This is a genomic window from Citrobacter sp. JGM124, assembly GCF_018257795.1.
In the GTDB taxonomy this organism is placed as follows: Bacteria; Pseudomonadota; Gammaproteobacteria; order Enterobacterales; family Enterobacteriaceae; genus JGM124.
Window position 1 is genome coordinate 41110 of sequence record NZ_JAERJD010000007.1, and the last position, 23504, is coordinate 64613.

General features: G+C 47.3%; 21 protein-coding genes and 1 pseudogene. 8 read left to right on the top strand and 14 right to left on the bottom strand.

What is annotated here, in order from left to right:
* Positions 1 to 31: 31 nt before the first annotated feature.
* Positions 32 to 535, top strand: a complete 504-nt coding sequence (gene crr / locus JK154_RS10940) for a PTS glucose transporter subunit IIA (RefSeq protein ID WP_211992576.1) — start codon at positions 32 to 34, stop codon at positions 533 to 535.
* 105 nt (positions 536 to 640) lie between these two features.
* Here the strand turns inward: crr and pdxK are convergent, their stop codons facing one another.
* From pdxK to JK154_RS10990, 10 genes are all read right to left on the bottom strand, one after another.
* Complete coding sequence (gene pdxK / locus JK154_RS10945) at positions 641 to 1498, bottom strand: pyridoxine/pyridoxal/pyridoxamine kinase (protein WP_211992577.1); 858 nt, start codon at positions 1496 to 1498, stop codon at positions 641 to 643.
* Between the two features lie 18 nt (positions 1499 to 1516).
* Positions 1517 to 2428 carry a cysteine synthase CysM gene (cysM, locus tag JK154_RS10950; protein WP_211992578.1) on the bottom strand — a complete coding sequence of 304 codons (912 nt, stop codon included), beginning with the start codon at positions 2426 to 2428 and terminating at the stop codon, positions 1517 to 1519.
* Between the two features lie 93 nt (positions 2429 to 2521).
* Complete coding sequence (gene cysA, locus JK154_RS10955) at positions 2522 to 3583, bottom strand: sulfate/thiosulfate ABC transporter ATP-binding protein CysA (protein WP_211992579.1); 1062 nt, start codon at positions 3581 to 3583, stop codon at positions 2522 to 2524.
* Complete coding sequence (gene cysW, locus JK154_RS10960) at positions 3573 to 4448, bottom strand: sulfate/thiosulfate ABC transporter permease CysW (RefSeq protein ID WP_211992580.1); 876 nt, start codon at positions 4446 to 4448, stop codon at positions 3573 to 3575. Before cysW ends, cysA begins: the two co-directional genes overlap by 11 nt.
* Complete coding sequence (gene cysT, locus JK154_RS10965) at positions 4448 to 5281, bottom strand: sulfate/thiosulfate ABC transporter permease CysT (protein WP_211992581.1); 834 nt, start codon at positions 5279 to 5281, stop codon at positions 4448 to 4450. Before cysT ends, cysW begins: the two co-directional genes overlap by 1 nt.
* Positions 5281 to 6297, bottom strand: a complete 1017-nt coding sequence (locus tag JK154_RS10970) for a sulfate ABC transporter substrate-binding protein (RefSeq protein ID WP_211992582.1) — start codon at positions 6295 to 6297, stop codon at positions 5281 to 5283. Before JK154_RS10970 ends, cysT begins: the two co-directional genes overlap by 1 nt.
* A gap of 161 nt (positions 6298 to 6458) precedes the next feature.
* Entirely contained in the window at positions 6459 to 7358 is a 900-nt protein-coding gene (locus JK154_RS10975; protein WP_211992583.1) for a Dyp-type peroxidase, read from the bottom strand.
* A 270-nt stretch (positions 7359 to 7628) separates the two neighbouring features.
* On the bottom strand, positions 7629 to 8204 hold the full coding sequence (locus JK154_RS10980) for an RpoE-regulated lipoprotein (RefSeq protein ID WP_211992584.1): 576 nt from the start codon (positions 8202 to 8204) through the stop codon (positions 7629 to 7631).
* Positions 8205 to 8267: 63 nt separating this feature from the next.
* Positions 8268 to 8711 (bottom strand): DUF2919 domain-containing protein, encoded by a 444-nt coding sequence (locus JK154_RS10985; protein ID WP_211992783.1) that lies wholly within the window; start codon positions 8709 to 8711, stop codon positions 8268 to 8270.
* 11 nt (positions 8712 to 8722) lie between these two features.
* On the bottom strand, positions 8723 to 9148 hold the full coding sequence (locus JK154_RS10990; RefSeq protein WP_211992585.1) for a GNAT family acetyltransferase: 426 nt from the start codon (positions 9146 to 9148) through the stop codon (positions 8723 to 8725).
* A gap of 211 nt (positions 9149 to 9359) precedes the next feature.
* Between JK154_RS10990 and amiA the strand changes: the two genes are divergently transcribed.
* Together amiA and hemF are read left to right on the top strand one after the other, a co-directional pair.
* Complete coding sequence (amiA, locus tag JK154_RS10995) at positions 9360 to 10229, top strand: N-acetylmuramoyl-L-alanine amidase AmiA (RefSeq protein WP_211992586.1); 870 nt, start codon at positions 9360 to 9362, stop codon at positions 10227 to 10229.
* A 4-nt stretch (positions 10230 to 10233) separates the two neighbouring features.
* Positions 10234 to 11139 (top strand): oxygen-dependent coproporphyrinogen oxidase, encoded by a 906-nt coding sequence (gene hemF / locus JK154_RS11000; RefSeq protein WP_211992587.1) that lies wholly within the window; start codon positions 10234 to 10236, stop codon positions 11137 to 11139.
* 213 nt (positions 11140 to 11352) lie between these two features.
* Here hemF and JK154_RS17725 read toward each other — a convergent pair.
* Positions 11353 to 11460 (bottom strand): annotated as a pseudogene (locus JK154_RS17725) (hypothetical protein); the annotation flags it as partial.
* A gap of 361 nt (positions 11461 to 11821) precedes the next feature.
* Here JK154_RS17725 and tkt point away from each other — a divergent pair.
* Entirely contained in the window at positions 11822 to 13822 is a 2001-nt protein-coding gene (tkt, locus tag JK154_RS11015) for a transketolase (RefSeq protein ID WP_211992589.1), read from the top strand.
* Between the two features lie 121 nt (positions 13823 to 13943).
* Here tkt and JK154_RS11020 read toward each other — a convergent pair whose 3' ends face one another.
* Positions 13944 to 15278 (bottom strand): hypothetical protein, encoded by a 1335-nt coding sequence (locus tag JK154_RS11020; protein WP_211992590.1) that lies wholly within the window; start codon positions 15276 to 15278, stop codon positions 13944 to 13946.
* Between the two features lie 384 nt (positions 15279 to 15662).
* Positions 15663 to 16238, bottom strand: coding sequence for a GDP-mannose pyrophosphatase NudK (gene nudK, locus JK154_RS11025; RefSeq protein WP_211992591.1), 576 nt, complete (start codon positions 16236 to 16238; stop codon positions 15663 to 15665).
* Positions 16239 to 16575: 337 nt separating this feature from the next.
* Between nudK and JK154_RS11030 the strand changes: the two genes are divergently transcribed.
* Positions 16576 to 17886: a PAS domain-containing methyl-accepting chemotaxis protein gene (locus tag JK154_RS11030; RefSeq protein WP_211992592.1), complete on the top strand. Its 1311-nt coding sequence runs from the start codon at positions 16576 to 16578 to the stop codon at positions 17884 to 17886.
* A gap of 249 nt (positions 17887 to 18135) precedes the next feature.
* Positions 18136 to 21249: a multidrug efflux RND transporter permease AcrD gene (gene acrD, locus JK154_RS11035; protein WP_211992593.1), complete on the top strand. Its 3114-nt coding sequence runs from the start codon at positions 18136 to 18138 to the stop codon at positions 21247 to 21249.
* A 91-nt stretch (positions 21250 to 21340) separates the two neighbouring features.
* Here acrD and ypfM read toward each other — a convergent pair whose 3' ends face one another.
* A complete protein-coding gene (ypfM, locus tag JK154_RS11040) occupies positions 21341 to 21403 on the bottom strand; it encodes a protein YpfM (RefSeq protein WP_211992784.1) in 63 nt (20 codons plus the stop codon).
* A 588-nt stretch (positions 21404 to 21991) separates the two neighbouring features.
* Between ypfM and JK154_RS11045 the strand changes: the two genes are divergently transcribed.
* The gene (locus JK154_RS11045; protein WP_211992785.1) at positions 21992 to 22348 is read left to right on the top strand and encodes an ArsC family reductase; all 357 of its coding nucleotides are present in this window, start codon (positions 21992 to 21994) and stop codon (positions 22346 to 22348) included.
* 4 nt (positions 22349 to 22352) lie between these two features.
* Positions 22353 to 23480, top strand: coding sequence for a succinyl-diaminopimelate desuccinylase (gene dapE, locus JK154_RS11050; RefSeq protein WP_211992594.1), 1128 nt, complete (start codon positions 22353 to 22355; stop codon positions 23478 to 23480).
* Positions 23481 to 23504 lie beyond the last annotated feature (24 nt).

Below are 23504 nucleotides of genomic sequence, written 5' to 3' on the forward strand. Positions count from 1 at the left end.
AGCCCAAATTACTGCTTAGGAGAGAAGGCTAATGGGGTTATTTAGTAAACTTTTCGGTGATAAAGGCAATAACGATACCGGAACCATTGAGATCGTTGCTCCACTGTCTGGCGAAATCGTTAATATTGAAGATGTGCCAGATGTTGTGTTTGCAGAGAAAATTGTTGGCGATGGGATTGCAATTAAACCATCAGGCAACAAAATGGTCGCTCCGGTAGATGGGACTATTGGCAAAATTTTTGAAACGAACCACGCTTTCTCTATCGAATCAGATAGCGGCATTGAGCTGTTTGTCCACTTCGGTATTGACACTGTTGAGCTCAAAGGCGAAGGCTTTAAGCGTATCGCTGAAGAAGGCCAGCGCGTGAAGAAAGGTGATGTCGTGATTGAATTTGATCTGCCATTGCTGGAAGACAAGGCCAAATCGACTCTGACGCCTGTCGTTATCTCTAATATGGATGAGATCAAAGAGTTAATTAAGCTGAGTGGCAGTGTGACGGTAGGTGAAACGCCCATTATCCGCATCAAAAAATAGAGAGACCACAGTGGCACCCATACCGTGCCATTGTTTCTGACGGAATAACCTTCCCTCTTTATTAGCAAAGCTAAAAAAGCACCTGTAACGGGTGCTTTTTTTATTCTATCTCTGCGGCGGCAGTATCAGTTCATCCAGTTGATGTTTTTGAGTCCAGGTAATGGCAGCAAAAACACGTCCGGCCGCGGCCTCTGCTGCCTCAGGGACAAGCATCCCTTCCAGAAGATGGCTAATCAGTTCCGCACAGAAGAGATCACCCGTACCTTTCAGACTCATGACAATGCGTTCATGGCTGATGATATCCACCGAATCTGCCGTCACAGTGACCACTGAAATAGTCTCAGGGGTATCCCCTGGTGCACTGGTGATAACAACCCATTTTAGCGTATCGGAGAGCAATGTTTTCGCCGCTGCCACTGCCTGACTGAGGGTATGACAAGGCAGACCCGTCAACACGTTGAGCTCAAACAGATTCGGGGTAATTCCCTGCGCTATCGGCAATAATGCAGCACGGTAGGCTTCTGGAATACCCGCTTTGACATAAATACCACTGTCGGTATCACCGATAACCGGGTCCACCATAATAATCGCCTCTGGGTGTCGGTGCTGAATATCCTCCAGCCATTGGGCCAGGAGATAGATTTGCTCCGCACTCCCCATGTAACCCGCCATCACGGCCTTAAGTTCCCGTAATGCGTCACGCTCTTCCAGGGCCTGTAAATACCCACTAAACCAGTCCACGGGAATCACCCCGCCGTAGTAGGTATCGTAATGGGGCGTATTACTGAACAGCACGGTGGGAACAGCCATAGCACGCCAGCCATGCTGTTTTATTGCTGGTATGGCGATACTGTTACCCACACTGCCATAGATAACCTGTGACTGTACTGCGACAATATCGGTTTGCAGCGCACGATGTGTATCGTTAAACAATACCGACTGGATGTCGTTATCCTGGACCATATCTCCTCCCTTGATAAATTAAATTCCGGCTCCCTGAACGTAGATCTCTTCACCAAATACGCCAGTGGATAAGTAACGGTCTCCCCGGTCGCAAATGATGGCAACAACGACAGAACCGGGGCTGGAGCGCGCGATACGGAATGCGCCAGCAACAGCACCACCAGAACTGACGCCACAAAAGATGCCCTCTTCAGCGGCCAGACGGCGCATTGTCTGTTCCGCTTCACTCTGTGACATATCAAGGACTTCATCAACCAAAGCGGGTTGATAAATTTTTGGCAGCCAGGCCGCCGGCCAACGACGAATACCAGGAATAGCACTGCCCTCTTCAGGCTGCAGGCCAACAATAGTGACAGGCCTGGCTTGCTCCCGCATAAAACGCCCGACACCGGTGATTGTTCCGGTGGTGCCCATGCTGGAAACAAAATGTGTAATTCGCCCGGCCGTTTGCTGCCAAATTTCAGGGCCAGTAGTCAAATAATGTGCCAGGGGATTATCCGGGTTATTAAACTGATCGAGGATTTTACCCTCCCCCCGATCGGCCATCTCCTGCGCCAGTGCCCTGGCCCCTTCCATTCCCTGTGTTTTAGTGACCAGGATAAGTTCTGCACCGTAGGCTTGCATGGCAGCCTTACGCTCCATACTCATATTATCTGGCATCAGCAGTTTGATTTGATAACCTTTTAATGCGGCTATCATCGCCAGAGCAATCCCTGTATTGCCGCTGGTCGCTTCAATAAGCGTGTCTCCCGGGGAGATATCACCACGCTTTTCCGCCTCAACAATCATAGAGAGTGCCGCACGGTCTTTTACTGACCCGGCAGGGTTGTTACCTTCCAGTTTGACCCAAATCTCGCTGCCATTGTTCAGCCCGGTGCGCTGCAGGCGAACTAAAGGGGTATTGCCAATCGTGCTTTCTAAAGTGACCACCTGCCACTCCCTTTACATGAAAAAACGGCCACTCAGGCCGTTTGTTACGGAATGTATGATGATAAATTATCAGGCTGGCTGCATCAGGTCTAGCTACTGGATGGGATTATTACCCTGGTAAATACGCGCGTGTTGCAGGCCAACAAACAGACGGTCACCCCGCTGCGGCGCTACACTTTCACGTAATACCACAGTGATTGGCTCATTATGCCACCCCATGGGCTGCACCACTAACTGCATGTAATAGCCTCGTGGGCTCACTTCCAGCACCTGTACAGGCAGAGGCGAGTCGAGATTTGTCCGCCTGCTCACATCCACCTCCCATGGCCGTAAGAAGAGATCAACCTCCCCTTGATAAACGGGAGTGTCAGCGAGCGGCCAGGAGTGAGCTCCCACCTGGAAATGGCTGGCATGGATGGTGCCTGGGATGCGGTTCACCTCACCAAGAAACTCCAGGACAAAACGCGTTTTTGGCTCACCCCACACGACGTCTGGTGCATCAGCTTGTTCAATATGTCCCTGGCTCATCACCACAACCCGATCAGCAACTTCCATTGCTTCTTCCTGATCATGGGTGACAAAAACACTGGTAAAACGCAGTTCTTCATGAAGCTGGCGCAACCAACGGCGTAGCTCTTTACGAACCTGAGCATCCAGCGCCCCAAAGGGTTCATCCAGCAGCAAAATTTGCGGTTCAACAGCCAGAGCACGGGCTAAAGCAACACGTTGCTTCTGCCCCCCAGAAAGCTGGGCTGGGTAACGGTCAGCAAGATGTGACAGCTGTACCATCTCCAGTAACTTGGTCACTTTTTGCCGAATGACTGCGGCTGATGGCCGTTCACGACGGGGTAATACGGTTAACCCAAAAGCAATATTGTCGAACACTGACATATGGCGAAATAACGCATAGTGCTGGAAGACAAAACCCACTTTACGTTCACGGGCATGGACTCGACTGACATCGGTTCCCTTAAACTTAATTTGACCGCTGTTTTGATGTTCCAGACCTGCAATGATCCGTAATAACGTCGTTTTACCTGAACCGGAAGGTCCCAGTAATGCCACCATCTGACCTGAAGGAATATCCAGCGAGATATCATTCAGCACCTGGGTGCGACCAAATGACTTCTTAATATTGGCAATATCAATGCTCATGATTTTCCTCTTGCTTGAGGCGTTTTTCCTGATTATTCAGACGCCACTGCAGCGCACTTTTTAAGAACAATGTCAAAATAGCCATCACAGTCAACAGGGCTGCTGCGGTAAAAGCACCCACCGTATTATAGTCCTGCTGTAGCAGTTCAATTTGTAGTGGTAATGAGAAGGTTTCACCGCGAATAGCACCGGATACCACTGATACAGCACCAAATTCACCAATGGCTCGTGCATTGGTCAGTACAACACCATATAACAACGCCCAGCGGATATTAGGCAAGGTGACGCGGCGGAACATCTGCCAGCCAGAAGCACCTAACAGAATGGCGGCTTCATCTTCCTGGCTTCCCTGACTGAGCATCACGGGTACCAGTTCACGAACGACAAACGGACAGGTAACAAAAATGGTAACCAGCACCATGCCCGGCCAGGCAAACATAATCTGTAAATCGTAAGTATCAAGGAAGCCACTTAACGGCCCGTTAGATCCGTAGAACAACAAATAGATTAAACCCGCCACCACCGGGGAGACGGCAAAAGGTAAATCCAGCAAGGTTAATAACAACTGACGTCCGGGGAAATCAAAACGCGTCACAAGCCATGCCAGTAAAATACCGAATACCAGGTTTACGGGTACCGTAATCAGCGCAATCATTACCGTCAGCCAGATAGCATGCAACATATCCGGATCGGCAATATTATGCAGTGCTGGCATAATGCCTTTTGAAAAAGCTTCGGAGAAAATAGATATCACCGGCACCACCAGGATCAAGAATGACACCAGCATGCCTATCCCAATCAGTGCCCATTTACCCCAATTGACGGGAGTACGGATATCATTTTTTACTACAGAGTCATTCGTCATTAGTGACCTACCACACGCCGACCAAAGCGACTTTGCAAGGTGTTAACGGTGAACAACAGCAACAATGATGCCGCCAGAATCACTGAGGCAATAGCACTCGCTGCCGGGTAGTCAAATTCCTGTAAACGAACAAAAATCATGAGTGAGGTAACTTCTGTTTTCCAGGCAATATTACCCGCAATAAAAATCACCGCACCAAACTCCCCGAGACTGCGGGTAAATGAAAGCGCCACCCCCGCCATCAACGCCGGAGAGAGTTCAGGCAGAATGACACGACGAAAACTTTGCCAGCGCGTTGCACCGAGCGTTTCTGCCGCTTCCTCATATTCTGGCCCTAACTCCTCCAGTACCGGTTGCACCGTACGCACCACAAACGGAATACTGGTGAATGCCATCGCCACGGCAATCCCCAACCAGGTGTAGGTCACTTTAATATCAAATTGAGCCAGCCATTCACCATACCAGCCATTCACCGAAAACAGGCCCGCAAGCGTTAAGCCTGCAACAGCGGTTGGCAAGGCAAAGGGTAAATCCATTAATGCATCCAGCAGGCTGCGGCCAGGAAATTGATAACGCGTCAGTATCCAGGCCATTAACAGCCCGAAAACGCCATTAAAAATGGAGGCGACTGCCGCAGAAATCAGAGTCACTTTATAGGCTGCAACCACCTGTGCATTAGTAATGACCTCCCAATATTGCATCAATGTCATCTGGGACAGCTGCATGACCAGTGCACTTAATGGCAATAACAGAATCAAACACACGAACAGCAAACTGGTGCCCAGGCTTAAAGTAAAACCAGGAAGGACACGCTTTGAGACCTGGGCAAACATTAACCACGCCCCGCAGCTAACAATTTATCCAGTTCACCACCGGTGGCGAAATGTGTCTTCATCACCTCAGGCCAGCCACCAAACTGCTGCTCCACACTAAACAGTTCTGTTTGCGGGAATTTATCTTTCAGTTTATTCATCACTTCCGGGTTATTCACACGGTAGTAGTAGTCGGTAATAATCTCCTGAGCTTGTGGGCTATAGAGATACTCCAGGTATTCTTTGGCCGCTTTTTCAGTACCATTCGCTTTGGTATTTTTATCCACCCAGGCTACGGGGAATTCAGCCAGTACGTTAACTTTAGGGACGACGACTTCGTAGCCCTCTTTCTCATACTGGTTACGAATGTTGTTTACTTCCGACTCAAATGAGATCAATACATCACCGAGACCACGTTCAACAAAACTGGTTGTAGCCCCACGACCACCGGTGTCGAAAACCTCTACGTTACCTAAAAATTGCTTCATAAATTGCTCAGTTTTCGCCTTATCGCCACCGTCTGCTTTGTCCGCGGCACCCCAGGCGGCAAGATAGGTATAACGAGCATTACCTGAAGTTTTGGGGTTAGGGAAAATAAGCTTCACATCCGGGCGTGACAGGTCACTCCAGTCATGAATATTTTTCGGATTCCCTTTACGTACCAGGAAAGCCATCGTGGAGTAAAAAGGCGAACTGTTATTCTCAAGACGGCTCTGCCAGTCAGCGGGGATCAGGTTGCCTTTGTCGTGAAGAATTTGAACATCACTGACCTGATTATAGGTCACTACATCGGCTTTCAGTCCCTGAAGAATGGCCAGTGCCTGTTTTGATGACCCGGCATGAGATTGTTTTATCGTCAGTTTGTCGCCATTATTTTCTGCAGCCCACTGTTTTTCAAAAGGGGGATTCAAGGCTGAAAATAACTCACGAGACACATCATAAGAGCTATTCAGTAGTTCAGTGGCCTGGGCAGACCCAGCCAGTACTAAAGAAACAGCTAATGCGTTCCATACATTTTTAACTGCTGTGATTGCCATACTTTGCCCTTACAAGTGTGGAAGTAATGGTTAACTGGCAACCAGTTTATTTATAACAGGGCATAAAACAGTAACGCTTTTATATACCGTTTAGCGATTTGCAATAAGAAACGAGCATAAGCAGATACGGCGCGGTGAATACCGCGCCACAAAGAGGGGGATTAGAGTGTCAGCAACACATCAAGGGAGGGGGCAAAATAGTAACCGCCAGTCACGGGACGGGTAAAACGCAGCATGGCATCATGCTTACCATCAGTTTCACCAAACATACTCAGTAATTGCTGTTCAATATTATGCAAACGTGCACTGTAGGCGATGAAATAAAGGCCATGCACACCACTGGCAGTGCCATAGGGCAAACTTTGACGCAATATTTTTAACCCTTTGCCGTCTTCCTTAAGATCCACACGACTGAGGTGAGAAGTGACGGGACGTTTGTCTGCCTCAATCTCTTCGTTCTCTTGTTTGGTGCGCCCGATTACCATTTCCTGCTCATGAACGCTCATACGGTTGAGCTGGCGCAAGTTATGTTCCCAGCGCTGAACCAGAACATAACTCCCCCCCGCATCAATACCATTCTGAATAATCGCCACATTCCGGCGATTTTCTTCACCCTGTGGATTTTCAGTTCCATCAACAAAACCGCTCAAGTCACGTTCTTCAACCCAACGGAAGCCATGTGTCTCTTCTTCTATTTTTAGAGCTCCGGCAAAGGCGGCCAAAGCGCCCTGAGCCAGGGTAAAGTTCACATCATGGCGCAAAGAAAGAATATGGATCATCACATCGTGCTGGCTGGCAGGTGCCACACCTTTACCCAAAGGGGTAAAATCTTTCAGTTCTTTAGCACTGTCATTACCCGCCAGGTCACGCCATAAACGGTGACCAAACGCCACTACTGCGCCCAATTGTGCCTGGGGGAATTGCGTCTGCAGTGCATTCAGAGTAGCGATAAATTGAGTACAACCTGAACGTAACGCAGCCAAATCACCAGTGAAAGAGGCTTCTAACCAAATAGCTGCGCGACAATGCTCAGGCAGAATACCACTTTGAGTCTGGAACATAATATCTCCTAAAGTCATAGTCCCTATTGCGGTCTAAGATTGCTAACAATATGAAAATACGTGCTTTTAATAATTAAAAACACGTATAAAAACCACCGCACCAAATTTATTATTATCAATAAATGGCACACCCGCCTCTGGCAACCAAAAAGATGGCGGGTATATAATTAATGTAAGAACTTTGGGTTGAGTATTTATTGACTTGTAACAACAACCTGTCATCTCACTGACTAACTCGTTCACCAGGTTACTGGAGTCAGCCGGACTGAACTAGCGTTGCCAGATAATCTTATTCACGGTCCATTTCTTCAGCGTATCATCCGCCGGGATTAATCCTTCCGGACCACTCCATTCGCCTTTAAAGGCATAACTAATGTGTGAACTACCGGGTGCTTTACATACCACGAAATCAGCATCGTCCCCTTTCCCCCGTTCGCAGGCCCCAAAAGCCTTATCGTATAAGTCGCCAAAGGGGGTGCCTATTGTGACACCACTATCGGTTTCAATGCTACTGTCCATGACATCAATTCGGCTGACGGTCCCGGTATTACCATTGATGACCAGCATCATCTGGTTATCTTTTAATACCTCAAAATAAGGCACTATCTCACCATTGGCCGTCTTCATACCATTACGCAGATGATAGTCACTATTTAACCCATCACGAATAGCGCTTTCATTCATTGCCGTCCCCCTGTTAAGCCCTGCCACCCCCTGTTCGCTAACTTTTGCACTGGAGCCGAACCAGTTCCATGGCAGTGCTGAAGACCACTGAACAGACGACAAGGTAGAACAGCCAGCTAACATCAGGGGGAGCCCTAATATCATCAGACGCAGTGTTTTCATTGAGGGTTCCTTTTTAAAAGAAGTTACCGCCTTTGGAGTGCAGACATGCTGAAAAGTGCCATTTCATTCATGGTGCAAAGCGAAGTAGTCGCGTAATCGACGATTCATGGCAAGCCACCATAATGCCAGGAGATCCATTACCAGTAAGACAAGCGTGCCCCCATTAATAACATCATCGGTGAGCCCGCTACATTGCCATACCAGCAACAGTAACTGGGTGGCCACGAGCACAGCCCACAATTTTGGCCAAAGGCGTGGCCATAAATGACGGCGACCACTGAGAAAAAAAGCCACTGCAGCCGGTATTCCCGGCAGCAGGCCTAACCAGAAATAATGATTATCTGGGTAAAACCAGCGTAAAATAGCCTCGCCTTCATCCCGAGAAGCCCCGGCAATGACCAGCAGCACCCACGTGCGAGCCTGAAATAATAAGATAGCCCAAAAAAGTATCGGAGCTTTCAGGTATCCTCGAGAATCAAAGTCATGGTACGAGTAGAGATTATTCAACGTCAATTAGCTCAATATTCCTGGTCTTCAATTAACCGTTTACCCAACAAAATAGTGTCCTGATGTTCATAGTCGAGTTTCTCATAAAGACCGATAACCACGTCGTTTTCTTCACGAATATGAATATGAATTTTTGGGCATCCACGGGCGATGAGTTTCTTTTCCAGCCGGTTCAATAATGCGTTGGCGATACCCCGCCCACGATATTCAGGGTGCACACCGAGATAATAGGCCGATCCTCGATGGCCATCATAGCCCCCCATTAATGAACCAATAATCTCCCCTGCCACTTCAGCGACCAGGAACAGATCCGGTGAATGTTGTAACTTACGCTCAATATCCATTTCTGGATCATTCCATGGGCGCAATAGATCACAACGTTCCCAAAGCGTTATCACCTCTTCGAAGTCTTCCTGGCGAAACACACGAATTTCCATGGGGGTAACCACCTTAAATCATAAAAGCTTAATTATGGCGATAAGTGTCCTGTAAGCCAATATCTACCGCAAAACTGGTAAAAAAGTGGCATAATTAAACGTCTGTCTTGAAATGAATAGAAAAACATTTCTGGCAAAAAATAATCATTTACCTGGTGTTGATACGCTATAACTTGCCTTCTGGACTACATAAGATAACGATTCCATTCGTATGAGCAAAATTAAATCGCTAACGCGACTAACAACACGTCGCCAGCTTCTGCTTTCAGGACTGGCCGCCCTGACTCTCGCAGGAATAAACAGAGCTCTGGCCAGTGGCGCAGGGACACCGCAGTCGTCCGCAGTTCCCCCCAGGGCCGCCAGGAAGCAGACCACTCGCCGTATTGTGGTTCTCGACCCAGGTCACGGTGGTATCGATACTGGTGCCATTGGTCATAACGGTTCCCAGGAAAAACATGTGGTACTGGCAATTGCTAAAAGTGTGCGCAGTATCCTGCGCAGCAAAGGTATTGACGCCCGTCTAACCCGATCTTCCGACGAATTTATTCCACTGTATGAACGGGTCGAGATCGCCCATAAACATGGCGCCAGTCTGTTTATGTCTATTCATGCCGACGGTTTTACCAACCCGAGTGCGGCAGGGGCGTCAGTGTTTGCGCTTTCTAATCGTGGTGCCAGTAGCGCCATGGCGAAATATCTGTCAGAACGTGAGAATGCTGCGGATGATGTTGCCGGGAAAAAAGCCAAAGATAAAGACCAGTACCTACAGCAGGTCCTTTTCGATTTGGTACAGACCGATACCATCAAGAATAGCCTGACACTGGGCTCCCATATTCTTAAAAACATCAAGCCGATACATAAATTACACAGTAAGAATACTGAGCAAGCGGCCTTTGTCGTACTCAAGTCACCCTCTGTCCCTTCAGTGCTGGTTGAAACGTCTTTTATTACGAATCCAGCGGAAGAGAAACTGCTGGGAACCACCGCATTTCGCCAGAAAATTGCTAATGCCATCGCCGCTGGTGTTATCAGTTATTTCAACTGGTTTGATAATCATAAATCCCATGGTAAGAAACGTTAACCTTATGGACCAACCTAATCTTCAAGCCGTTAAACAGTTTTTGCTCGGACTGCAGGATCGCATTTGTCAGCAACTCAGCGCCATTGACGGGGCCAGTTTTCAGGAGGATGTCTGGCAACGTCAGGAAGGCGGAGGTGGCCGCAGCCGCGTTCTACGCAATGGTCATGTTTTTGAGCAAGCCGGGGTTAATTTTTCACATATTCAGGGGGCCTCGATGCCGGCTTCAGCTACCGCTCATCGCCCGGAGCTGGCAGGCCGCAGTTTTGAAGCAATGGGCGTGTCACTGGTTATTCATCCTGAAAACCCCCATGTGCCCACCAGTCATGCCAATGTTCGATTCTTTATCGCTGAAAAACCAGGGGCTGACCCAGTATGGTGGTTCGGTGGTGGCTTTGATTTAACCCCCTTTTATGGCGTCGAAGAGGATGCCGTACACTGGCATCGCACAGCCCGTGACCTCTGCCAGCCATTTGGCGAAGGCGTCTATGCCCGCTATAAAAAATGGTGCGATGACTACTTCTTTATTAAGCATCGTAATGAACAACGGGGTATTGGCGGGCTTTTTTTTGACGACCTTAACTCACCCGATTTTGCAACCTGTTTTCGTTTTATGCAGGCCGTGGGGAACGGTTTTCTCGATGCTTACTTACCCATTGTCGAACGTCGCAAAACGACACCCTTTGACGAACAACAGCGGAATTTCCAACTCTATCGTCGGGGCCGTTATGTGGAATTTAATCTGGTCTGGGATCGCGGCACGCTGTTTGGCCTGCAAACCGGTGGGCGAACTGAGTCTATCCTGATGTCTATGCCTCCCCTGGTGCGTTGGGAATATGACTACCAGCCTGAAGAAGGCAGCCCTGAGGCCGCCCTGTACCATGATTTTTTACCCATTAAAGAGTGGGTGTAGTTCCTGTTCATTACAACGGCTGTGTTTGTGCCTCAACCACAGCCAGCGTAACCATATCGATAATTCGCCATACTGAGGCAATGGACGTTAAAATATGCACCTGGCTCGCCGGCGTATTTTTTCTGAGGTGTGACGCATTTTACCGGCGCTTTCAGGTCAGAAGAGCCGTAATTAGAGTGCGATAACAATGCAATTCCTGACTCAATCCCAAAACAACGCATCTGCCTCCCCACAGTGAACCATGGCCGTACCAGTCACCCTGGTATTCTTGCTCACTGTCTGCTGGGCTGGCCCCTTGGTAATACTCCGACGCTTCATTATCTGGTCGTTCGTTTGCCAGTCCTCACTCTGCCCGGCCTGTATCAGGGCGGTAATCGCATGGACAGCAGCCAGTTTTATTTGCTCATCAATGGTGGTTGCTCCAGCATCCGGCACACCGCTGAACTGCACCATACTCTTATCATCCCAAGTGTTGGCAGAATTCCGTATCCACCAGTTTAGTCTCCTCCGGTGTTATGACGCTGAAAAATCGTAGCCTGGCACAATACTTACTGTGGATAAGCGCTATGCTTACTGGTGGAAAAAAGATTGTCACTGATGGTCGCACCAGGCAGGCGTCGGCCAGGGATTAATGTCGGAGCATAGAATTTAACTCAAATTCTTACCTTTGCAGGAGGAAACCATGTCATCACGTAAAGATCTCGCCAATGCTATTCGCGCCCTGAGTATGGATGCAGTAGAAAAAGCAAATTCAGGGCACCCTGGTGCCCCGATGGGTATGGCTGATATTGCCGAGGTATTGTGGAATACGTTTTTAATACACAATCCTGGTGACCCGCACTGGCTAAACCGGGATCGTTTTGTTTTATCCAATGGCCATGCGTCAATGCTGCTCTACAGCTTGCTGCATCTGACGGGTTACGCACTGACCCTCGATGACCTGAAAAACTTTCGCCAGTTGCACTCAAAAACACCAGGCCACCCGGAAGTGACCGATACTGAAGGTGTCGAAACCACTACCGGCCCACTGGGCCAGGGCGTGGCTAACGCGGTGGGGATGGCAATTGCAGAACGAACCCTTGCCGCCCAGTTCAATAAACCAGGCCATGAGATAGTAAATCATCATACCTATGTTTTCATGGGGGATGGCTGCCTGATGGAAGGGATCTCCCACGAGGCCTGCTCCCTTGCAGGAACCCTTGGTCTCGGTAAGCTTATTGGTTTCTATGACTTCAATGGGATCTCTATTGATGGTGATACCCATGGCTGGTTTACCGACGATACCGCTAAACGCTTTGAGGCCTATCACTGGCATGTGATTCACGAAATCGATGGCCATAATCCGGAAGCGATTAAGCAGGCGATTATTGAAGCCCAGGCCGTGACTGACAAACCCTCACTCATTATCTGTCGTACCATTATTGGTTATGGATCGCCGAATAAAGAAGGCACAGAAAAAGCGCATGGTTCACCGCTAGGAGCAGCGGAAATCGCCCTGGCACGTGAGGAGTTAGGCTGGAAATATCCCCCTTTTGAAATCCCCCAAGAGATTTACGCAGGCTGGGATGCCAAAAATACAGGTAAGCATGCCCAGGCACTCTGGCAGGAACAATTTGATGCATATGCCAAAGCTTATCCAGAACTCAGTGCCGAGCTACACCGCCGCCTGACGGGTAAATTACCCGCTACATGGCACGAAGCCTCCTGGCAATATATTGAGCAACTGCAAGCCCACGAACAGAAAATTGCTACCCGCAAAGCGTCACAAAATACCCTTGATGTTTTTGGCCCTATCTTGCCAGAATTACTGGGTGGGTCCGCCGACCTTGCGCCAAGTAATCTGACCCTTTGGCAGGGGTCAAAATCAATTAAAGATGACCTGGCCGGGAATTATATCCACTATGGTGTACGCGAATTCGCCATGACAGCGATTGGTAATGGTGTTGCCCTGCACGGTGGTTTTATTCCTTATACAGCAACCTTCCTGATGTTTGTTGAATATGCTCGTAATGCAGCCCGCATGGCGGCGTTGATGAAAGCACATCAAATCATGGTCTACACTCATGACTCTATTGGTCTCGGTGAAGATGGCCCAACCCACCAGCCCGTTGAGCAGCTTGCCAGCTTACGTTTAACGCCCAATTTCAATAGCTGGCGCCCTTGTGACCAGGTAGAAACAGCCGTGGCATGGAAAGCGGCCATCGAACACCATGATGGCCCAACCGCATTGATCTTAACTCGCCAGGGGCTGGCACAGATGCCAAGAACCCCCCAACAGTTAAAAGATATTGCCCGGGGGGGGTATATACTAAAAGACTGTCAGGGCACGCCAGATATCATCCTGATAGCGACTGGCTCTGAAATGGAAATAACAGTTAAAGCCGCAGAGCAACTCACGGCAGAAGGGTATCACGCTCGCGTCGTGTCACTCCCATCAACCGACGTATTTGATGCCCAGGATGAGGAGTACCGTGAGTCAGTGTTACCGTCTGACATCAGTGCACGTGTTGCGGTTGAGGCGGGGATTGCCGACTACTGGTATAAATACACAGGTCTGAAAGGGAAAATTGTTGGCATGACCACCTTCGGGGCATCCGCACCGGCTGAACTGCTGTTCCCGCTGTACGGTTTTACCGTTGAAAATATTGTTAAGCAGGCAAAAATTATTCTAAGTAAAAAATAATGGAGTGGCAGGTGGCACACTCCGCCACCTGCCATTCTATACAGTCTCTGGTGTATATAACAAACAGGCTGGAGGAGAATCGTTTCACGATAATATATTGCTTTCGATAAGCACCTATCCGTTAAAAATGAGATTTAATTAATTCACCAATATAGGTATCAGCCTTTTTAGTCGCTATGATTTTATCGGCTTCATTTTTTCTTGCTAACTGTTTATCGCTCAACAAAGGTTGTTCCACACTTGATATAAAAGAAGAACGCACATCCCATGAATATGGATCTCTGCCAACGACCCGCTGGTCTATGTAATTCCCTAAACTGTCGCCATAAAGTTTTTTAATGGATTCAACCAGAGAATACTTCCAGGGCTGCATGTCGTAGTAAGGTAGTTTTTCTTTTAAAGAAAGGTATTCACTTAATGACTGGTCACCACTCACCATACCGCTATCAGCCAATAATAAAAAGTCGTCATAGATATTTTTCGGCATACTTCTGACCAGGACAATACTTACTATTTTATTACCCTGCCCGCTGATTTCATTATGACAGCAAACTTTACCATGCTTGTCGTCTATCGCAGTGATTTTGACTTTTGAAAAAAGGGCCAAATAGTCAACCCCCGTATGTTCCTTACCCAGCAGTAAGATCGATTTTATTGACTCAATAACTGAGCCCATTGCATTGCTCTGAACCTGACGCAAATTAATGATAAAATTTGCAGGTCTCTCGTCATCCAGGGTTTCGCAAAGTGTATTCGTAATAAACGCCTGTGCGCCTGTATAAAAGCACTCAGAGCTGATATAACCCAGATGATAACTGCTGCCAGTCGAGAGTGATACATTGTAACTATCAAGTAATAAATGCAGCTCATTTTTGAATCTCTCTCTAATCTCATTCAGCGTCCTGTCATCCGTAGGTATATAACCAATAGCTCCCTCATCAAACCCTAATTTATTTTCGGAAATCTGAGTAAACCCGATTCGTCTTAACATTTCTGCATAATGCTTAATATCTTTTCCAGGAAAAGGTAATATATCCATCTCTTCAATCAGAATAGCATCATTTCGGGGGAAGTTAAATTTTGTACAGAGTTCATCCACGTGCTTCTCTAATTTCTTTATATTAATGACGCTAAGGGGTAACACAATAAATAATGGATTAATTAACTGATCAATTGTATGGGGTTCATCATACTGTAAAGCATAATTTTGATATGGATCACTCTGACTCCTTAACATATTACTGAGTGGTGATATCGTTACTCTGCACCCTTGTTCAAGAGCAATATTCGCCACTTTTTTTGCCAGTATATGATCACCATTACCGTTACCATAAGGATTGATAATAACCATATCTCTACCACGATTATTTTCCGACAACAGATTACCTGAGCGTATTCCTTCAGACGCTTTTATTATACTCCCAGGAAAAGAATCAACACCATGCGTAATATTCAATTTATTTTCCTTTATAATTTAAAAAACCTTAGAAGCAATATATTCAGAAAGATTACCATTAAGCTGATCATGGTGATGTCAAAAAACGTAATTCACAGATAACATTATCGCCAATATGTATAAATTTTCAGGTTTCATACGTGAGTCCATTAATGCGTGATGACAGAAATATTTGCAGCTAATGAAGTATCGCTGTGAAGTGCCAGGCATAGCGATGAAGTCTGTCCTGAGAATGAAGGAAACAGCGCGTTATCGACTATCAAGACATGCAGACAAGCCCTCTTCAAAAGAAACAAGGGCCTGACATTTAACTCAGGTCTCACAGCATCATGGCAATAATGATGTTAATGTACGACATGATGCTGGCTATCGCCGGATGAGAGGTCAGGACATCACATTCTTCAGTTGAAGCTGTTGTAGTAAAATAACGGTCTTACCATCGCAGATTTCGCCATTGCGCATCATCTTCAGCGCCTGGCTGAAAGGTAATTCCAGCACGTCGATATCTTCATCTTCGATACCTCCCCCGCTGTTTTTTCGCTGTGAATCACTGTAGGGTGCAAGATAAAAATAGACAATTTCAGTCACTCCTCCTGGAGACATATAAAGCTCAAATACCTTTTCCAGATCACCAACCTGATAGCCGGTCTCTTCCATGGTTTCCCGGCGAATGCATTGCTCCGGGTCATCTGCATCAAGTAACCCAGCACAACTCTCGATCAGCATGCCGTCCGCATTACCGTTCATCCAGGTAGCGATACGGAATTGCCGTGTAAGCACCACGGTTTTTTTCTCGATGTTATACAACAGAATGGTGGCACCATTCCCGCGATCGTAAACTTCACGTTTATGGCGAATGGCTTCGCCATTTTGGCGAAAAAGATCATAAGTGAGATTACGTAGAATAAAATAGTTATCAGATAGAATTTGATTCTTAATAACATCAATGCGTAATGACATAGTACTCCCTCAACATAACAGACAACTGTCCCGCGAGTAACAACATTGCTAATTACGTTAAATAGTAGCAAATTTATTGTATTTTAATATTACAAATACAACCCATTCTTTAACTGCTAAAAAACGTTTTCACCCCGCGTTACTTCACCGTCTTTATCCCCTGCACACAGTACGGGCATCCGCTGAATATGATTCCATACGTCTCTGGCAGAGAAATCGCCACATCACGATATTTCATTTTTAAATAGCGTGATCGATATCAAAAAAAAATGCTAGCATGCGTGATCAATATTCGTCTATTTCCGATATATCTGAACAGAAAAAGATTATTAACAAAATGAAATTCAAAAAAAAACTGTTAAGTTTCAGGCGAAATAAACCTAAACATAGTGCTGTTACTCTTAATTCATTACATAACGCGATAGCAACCATCGAGTTTACACCTGAAGGTGAAATCATCACGGCTAATGACCTATTTCTTCAATGTATGGGTTATGAACTGGAGGAAATCATTGGCCAGCACCATCGTCTATTTTGCCCCCCTGATGACTACCAGTCACCACAGTATCGGGAGTTCTGGCAGCGACTGTACCGGGGCGAAAGCTTTAGTGATAAATATTTACGTTTAGGTAAAAATGGCCATCCGGTTTGGCTTGAAGCGCATTATGTGCCCGTGAAATCTGCAAGCGGCCAGGTCATTAAGGTCGTAAAAATGGGTAAGGATATCACTGAACACATTCTTGACTCCCAGAAACAACGCGCCATGACGACAGCAATTAACCGGTCAATGGCCGTAATAACCTTTAACTTACAGGGTTTTACAATAAGTGCCAATGCCAACTTTCTTAATATTATGGGCTATGGTGCGGATGAAATCATCGGTCATCACCACAGTCAGTTTTGTTTGCCTGAAAGTACGAATACCCCCGAATACCATCGCTTTTGGCAGCGACTGAATAATGGTGAATTCATTTCCGGTCAATTTCAGCGCCTGACCAGGCAGGGGGAAAGCCGCTGGTTACGAGCCACTTATACCCCGGTATTCAACGACGCTGGTGAACTGTATGAAGTTGTAAAATTTGCGACCGATGTCACGGAACAGGTAGAGAGAAATATACAAGAGCGCCAGGCAGCACAACAGGCCTATCAGGCTGCAATACGTACCAGTGACCGAACTCATTTCGGTGCCGCAGTGATGGAAAAAAGCATTGTGACTATAAATAAATTAGCAGATGAACTACACGCAATTTCCAATAATATCAATGAATTGAATGAAATTTCCGACAGTATTGGCAATCTGGTAGAGAATATCCGACGTATTGCTAATCAGACCAACCTGCTGGCATTGAATGCCGCCATTGAGGCCGCGAGAGCGGGCCAGCACGGACGTGGTTTTGCTGTGGTAGCCAATGAAGTCCGCACTTTGTCGCACAACATCAATCTGGCAACCAGTGAGATAGAGCACAAGGTCAAACATAACCAGTCAATAACTGATAATGCTTTGAATATAATAGAATCTAATCTACTGGACGTTGCACACTGCGTTAATCTGGCCAAAGATGCAGGTAGCGTTATGGAAGAGGTTAATGCCAGCTCCAATGAAGTGGTTTCCGCCGTCAATAATATTGCCGAGGCACTGAAAAAATAAGCGGATATACCTGAATATCATTTCGATATTTTAACTTCTTTAATATTAACATCACAGACATACAGATACTGTATTGTCAGTTTTCTACTGCCTGACACGCGAGAATTCAAACGGTAACAGGGGGCTGGCTCTGCATTCGTAGAGATTATTTACACTATCTTCGTAATTTCTCCACGTTTCAGGCGCCTCCTGATATTAAAGTGTGATGAATTTTATTAAAAAAAAGTACTTTTTAAGGGGTTGTATTGCATGGCAAATTTTTTCATTTCACGCCCCATTTTTGCCTGGGTACTGGCGATAATATTATCCCTGGCTGGCACACTTGCTATTTTAACCCTTCCCGTTGAGCAGTACCCTGATCTGGCACCACCCAATGTGCGCATCACAGCCAATTACCCAGGAGCGTCAGCACAAACCTTAGAAAACACCGTCACCCAAGTAATAGAACAAAGCCTGACCGGCCTTGATAACCTGATGTATATGTCATCCCAGAGTAATGCCGTCGGCCAGGCGACAATAACCCTGAGTTTTAAGGCCGGGACAGACCCTAATGAAGCGGTACAGCAGGTACAGAATCAGCTGCAATCCGCACTGCGTAAACTCCCTCAGCCAGTTCAGGCACAAGGGGTCAATGTGCGTAAAACTGGCGATACCAATATATTAATGGTCGCTTTTGTTTCCACTGACGGCAGCATGGATAAACAAGATATCGCCGACTATGTTGCCAGTCAGATCCAGGACCCTATCAGTCGTCTTGAAGGCGTCGGTGATGTGGATGCGTATGGTTCCCAATACGCAATGCGCATTTGGCTGGACCCTATCAAGCTCACCAGCTACCAGCTCACGCCTCAGGATGTCGTAGACAAAATTAAGGCTCAAAATGCACAAATCGCGGTTGGACAGTTAGGAGGATCGCCCTCCCTTGATACCCAGACGCTGAATGCCACCATCAACTCCCAATCCCTGCTGCAAACCCCGGAGCAGTTTCGCGCCATCACATTAAGAGTCAATAAGAATGGTTCTCAGATAACGCTCGGTGATGTGGCTGAGGTAGAGCTGGGGGCTGAACGTTATGATTTCCTTAGTCGTTACAATGGTAAGCCCGCTTCTGGCTTAGGCATTAAACTTGCGTCTGGCGCCAATGAGGTCACAACAGACAAAGTCGTCAGAGATAAAATCGCTGAGTTGTCACACTATTTTCCAGCAGGGCTCGAAGCCCGAATTGCTTTTGAAACGACCCCCTTTGTTAAGGCCTCAATTCAGGATGTGGTAAAAACTTTACTGGAGGCCATTGTTCTGGTTTTTCTGGTGATGTATCTGTTTTTACAAAACTTCCGGGCAACACTAATACCCACGATTGCGGTGCCAGTAGTACTACTGGGCACCTTCGTGGTGCTGTATGCTTTTGGCTTTAGCATTAATACCCTGACGATGTTTGCCATGGTCCTGGCCATTGGTCTGCTTGTGGATGATGCCATCGTCGTGGTGGAAAATGTAGAACGAATAATGAGTGAAGAGGGGTTATCCCCCGCTGCAGCGACCCGGAAATCCATGGGACAGATTCAGGGAGCCCTCGTGGGGATTGGGCTGGTTTTGTCGGCGGTATTTGTGCCTATGGCCTTTTTTGGTGGTACCACAGGGGCAATTTATCGACAGTTCTCTGTCACCATAGTTTCGGCGATGGTGCTCTCTGTACTGGTGGCATTAATTTTAACCCCGGCACTCTGCGCCACCTTGTTAAAACCGCTTCCTGAAGGGGAATTACATAGCCAGAAAGGCTTTTTCGGTTGGTTTAATCACCAGTTTGACCGGGCAGCACTGCGCTATGAAAGTCTGGTGGGGAAAATTCTCGCACGAAGCCTGCGCTGGCTGGTGATTTATGCTCTGTTAGTCGCAGGGATGATTATTTTATTTATGCGCTTACCCACGTCGTTCCTGCCCACGGAAGACCGGGGAGTATTCTCTACGTCAGTCCAGCTGCCGAGCGGTTCAACTCAGCAACAAACACTGAAGGTGGTAGAGAAAATTGAGCATTATTATCTGACTCAGGAAAAAGAGAATGTCGTTTCGGTATTCTCCACCCTTGGTTCAGGCCCGGGCGGGAACGGGCAAAACGTCGCCCGACTGTTTATTCGCCTCAAAGAATGGGGGCAGCGTGACAGTAAAACAGGCAGTGCTGAGGCGATTATCAACAGAGCCACAAAGGCCCTTGCTCAAATTCCCGAAGCCCGGGTTTATGCCAGTAGTCCCCCGGCTATCAGTGGTCTGGGCAGCGCCACCGGCTTTGACCTCGAATTACAGGATAATGCAGGGGCGGGACACCAGGCATTAATGGCGGCTCGAGACCAATTACTCGGCATGGCGAGCGAGAACCCATTGCTGACACGTGTCCGTCATAATGGCCTCGACGATAGTCCACAGTTACAAATCGACATTGACCAGCATAAAGCCCAGGCGCTGGGTCTCTCTATCGAGGATATCAACAATACGCTCCAGACGGCCTGGGGTTCAAGCTACGTCAATGATTTTATGGACCGGGGCCGAGTGAAAAAGGTCTATGTGCAAGCAGCGGCACAGTATCGTATGCAGCCTGATGACATTTCCCGTTGGTATGTGCGTAATAACGAGGGTGAGATGGTGCCTTTCTCGGCTTTTGCCACCTCTCACTGGGAGACAGGGTCATCACGTCTGGAACGTTATAATGGCACGTCATCCCTGGAAATTGTGGGTGAAGCAGCGCCGGGGGTCAGTAGCGGTACGGCAATGGCGGTCATGGAGCAACTGGTTAGTCAGTTACCTAGTGGATTTGGGCTGGAGTGGACAGGCCTTTCTTATCAGGAACGTCTGTCTGGTGCCCAGGCCCCGGCACTGTATGCCTTATCATTATTGGTTATTTTCCTCTGTCTGGCTGCGCTATATGAAAGCTGGTCTATCCCCTTTTCGGTGATGTTGATTGTCCCGTTAGGGGTGATTGGTGCCCTGGCCGCGACCGCGTTGCGCGGTCTGGAAAATGATGTCTATTTCCAGGTCGGACTGTTGACCGTTATCGGCCTGTCGGCAAAAAATGCCATTCTGATCGTGGAATTTGCCAATGACTTGAATACTCGTGGCCAGGATTTATTCAGCGCGACGCTAACCGCCTGTCGTCAGCGACTGCGTCCCATACTGATGACGTCTTTAGCCTTTATCTTTGGGGTATTACCGCTGGTTATCAGCAGTGGTGCGGGTTCAAGTAGCCAGCATGCGGTAGGCACCGGGGTGATGGGCGGCATGATATCCGCCACTTTCCTTGCCATATTCTTTGTTCCCCTTTTCTTTGTCTTAGTGCGTAAGCGTTTTCCCTTACGTAAACGCCCCGATTAGACGCCAACAATAAAGCGCCTCTACAGGGCGCTTTATTGTTGTATTAACAGTTGTTTGTTAATTATGCCGTGATATTTATTTTATTATCTGGTTATTTTTTGCGCAACATTTGCTCAATGAAATCTTTCCAGTTCCCTAATTCAGTGTCGATCATGTCTACCTCAAATATTACAATTTTATTAACTAAGCGAATGACAGTGCTAAAACCCTGCAGGGTATGCGGGGTCATTAATACGTGATCAGGTGATTAACAGTCAACTAAAATTTTAAACATCTCTTAACATCATTGATGTTAAATCATTTAAAAACATCTAAAACAACCAGAGGCGAAAAAAAATAAAACATTTAATAATCAGTGTAATAATTATTATCTGGGATTTAATACCGCATTTATTGACTACTTATAGATATTAACATCAGAGTTTTAAATCCAAATATATGAAGAAGACCATCAAATAATTTCAAAATATGATACAGCCATGCCACGCGTTCAGGTTTAGCAAAACGAAATTTATGCCTGAACGGTATATCGCATTTATATAATACCCAACGCGTGTTCCTGAGTATTATCTTAACCCGATTCGTCTCAACGTATTGTTAACTATTCGGTTACCGAACTCTCAGGAAACTGAGTTATGATGGCCTCTTTTACGCAGTGATCCATTCGTAACAGATAAGTGCTGACTGGCTCTCACATACCGACACAGGAGGGATTTTTATGTCCAATGAACGTCCGGGAACCATCCTTAAGCTTTATGGCATTAAAAACTGTGACACCATTAAAAAAGCCCGTCGTTTCCTGGAACAACACAACGTTAATTATCAGTTCCATGACTACCGTACTGATGGCCTGGACCCTGCTTTACTGGACCACTTTATTGCCGAACTGGGATGGGAAGCCCTGCTGAACACGCGAGGCACAACCTGGCGTAAACTGGATGAAACCCAACGATCTGCGATTACCGACGGACCAAGTGCAGCAAAACTGATGCTCGAGATGCCGGCAATCATTAAACGCCCATTGCTCTGGGCGCCGGGTAAGCCTATGCTTTTGGGTTTTAATGAATCAAGTTATCTGAAGTTTATCAACGAGGTATAGTCTTATGTCCTGCCCGGTTATTGAACTGGCCCAACAGCTTATTCGTCGCCCTTCCCTGAGCCCGGATGATGCAGGCTGTCAGGCATTAATGATAGAGCGTCTGCGTAGCATCGGCTTCACCATTGAACCGATGCATTTTGGTAAAACACAGAATTTCTGGGCATGGCGCGGACAAGGTCAAACCCTGGCATTTGCCGGACATACTGACGTAGTGCCACCGGGGGACGCGGAGCGCTGGATTAATCCCCCATTTGAACCCACTATTCGTGATGGCATGTTATTTGGCCGTGGCGCGGCAGATATGAAAGGTTCACTGGCTGCAATGGTTGTCGCGGCAGAACGTTTTGTTGCTCAATACCCCAGTCATAAGGGGCGGCTGGCATTTTTGATCACCTCCGATGAGGAAGCCAGTGCTCATGATGGCACCGTAAAAGTGGTTGAAGCACTCATGGCCCGCAAGGAACGGTTGGATTACTGCCTGGTCGGCGAGCCCTCCAGTACTGAAGTAGTGGGTGATGTAGTAAAGAATGGCCGCCGGGGATCTCTGACCTGTAACTTAACCCTTCATGGTGTACAAGGGCATGTTGCTTACCCGCATTTGGCGGATAACCCTGTTCACCGTGCCGCACCTATGCTTAATGAACTGGTTGCGATGGAATGGGATAAAGGCAATACATTTTTCCCGGCTACCAGTATGCAAATCGCCAATATTCAGGCAGGGACGGGCAGCAATAATGTGATCCCCGGTGAGTTATTTGTACAGTTCAACTTCCGTTTTAGCACAGAACTCACTGACGGAGACATCAAACGTCGGGTTATCGCCCTGTTGGATAAATACCAGTTACGTTACACCCTTGACTGGTGGCTTTCCGGACAACCCTTCCTGACTCCGCGAGGCAAACTGGTGGATGCGGTCGTTCATGCTGTCGAGCATTACAATGAGATCAAACCACAGTTACTGACCACGGGTGGCACTTCGGACGGGCGTTTTATTGCCCAGATGGGAGCACAGGTTGTTGAACTGGGGCCAGTGAATGCAACAATTCACAAAATTAATGAATGTGTGAAGGCGTCAGATCTCCAGTTGCTGGCACGAATGTATCAGCGCATTATGGAACAGTTAATCGCCTGAAGAAAGGCAAACACAGAGAGGTAT

What these genes read in the sequence shown, in the direction of transcription:
- crr (WP_211992576.1), top strand. Translation starts at nt 32, where the DNA reads ATGGGGTTATTTAGTAAACTTTTCGGTGATAAAGGCAATAACGATACC.
- pdxK (WP_211992577.1), bottom strand. Translation starts at nt 1,498, where the DNA reads ATGGTCCAGGATAACGACATCCAGTCGGTATTGTTTAACGATACACAT.
- cysA (WP_211992579.1), bottom strand. Translation starts at nt 3,583, where the DNA reads ATGAGCATTGATATTGCCAATATTAAGAAGTCATTTGGTCGCACCCAG.
- cysW (WP_211992580.1), bottom strand. Translation starts at nt 4,448, where the DNA reads ATGACGAATGACTCTGTAGTAAAAAATGATATCCGTACTCCCGTCAAT.
- cysT (WP_211992581.1), bottom strand. Translation starts at nt 5,281, where the DNA reads ATGTTTGCCCAGGTCTCAAAGCGTGTCCTTCCTGGTTTTACTTTAAGC.
- JK154_RS10970 (WP_211992582.1), bottom strand. Translation starts at nt 6,297, where the DNA reads ATGGCAATCACAGCAGTTAAAAATGTATGGAACGCATTAGCTGTTTCT.
- JK154_RS10975 (WP_211992583.1), bottom strand. Translation starts at nt 7,358, where the DNA reads ATGTTCCAGACTCAAAGTGGTATTCTGCCTGAGCATTGTCGCGCAGCT.
- JK154_RS10980 (WP_211992584.1), bottom strand. Translation starts at nt 8,204, where the DNA reads ATGAAAACACTGCGTCTGATGATATTAGGGCTCCCCCTGATGTTAGCT.
- JK154_RS10990 (WP_211992585.1), bottom strand. Translation starts at nt 9,148, where the DNA reads ATGGAAATTCGTGTGTTTCGCCAGGAAGACTTCGAAGAGGTGATAACG.
- amiA (WP_211992586.1), top strand. Translation starts at nt 9,360, where the DNA reads ATGAGCAAAATTAAATCGCTAACGCGACTAACAACACGTCGCCAGCTT.
- hemF (WP_211992587.1), top strand. Translation starts at nt 10,234, where the DNA reads ATGGACCAACCTAATCTTCAAGCCGTTAAACAGTTTTTGCTCGGACTG.
- tkt (WP_211992589.1), top strand. Translation starts at nt 11,822, where the DNA reads ATGTCATCACGTAAAGATCTCGCCAATGCTATTCGCGCCCTGAGTATG.
- nudK (WP_211992591.1), bottom strand. Translation starts at nt 16,238, where the DNA reads ATGTCATTACGCATTGATGTTATTAAGAATCAAATTCTATCTGATAAC.
- JK154_RS11030 (WP_211992592.1), top strand. Translation starts at nt 16,576, where the DNA reads ATGAAATTCAAAAAAAAACTGTTAAGTTTCAGGCGAAATAAACCTAAA.
- acrD (WP_211992593.1), top strand. Translation starts at nt 18,136, where the DNA reads ATGGCAAATTTTTTCATTTCACGCCCCATTTTTGCCTGGGTACTGGCG.
- dapE (WP_211992594.1), top strand. Translation starts at nt 22,353, where the DNA reads ATGTCCTGCCCGGTTATTGAACTGGCCCAACAGCTTATTCGTCGCCCT.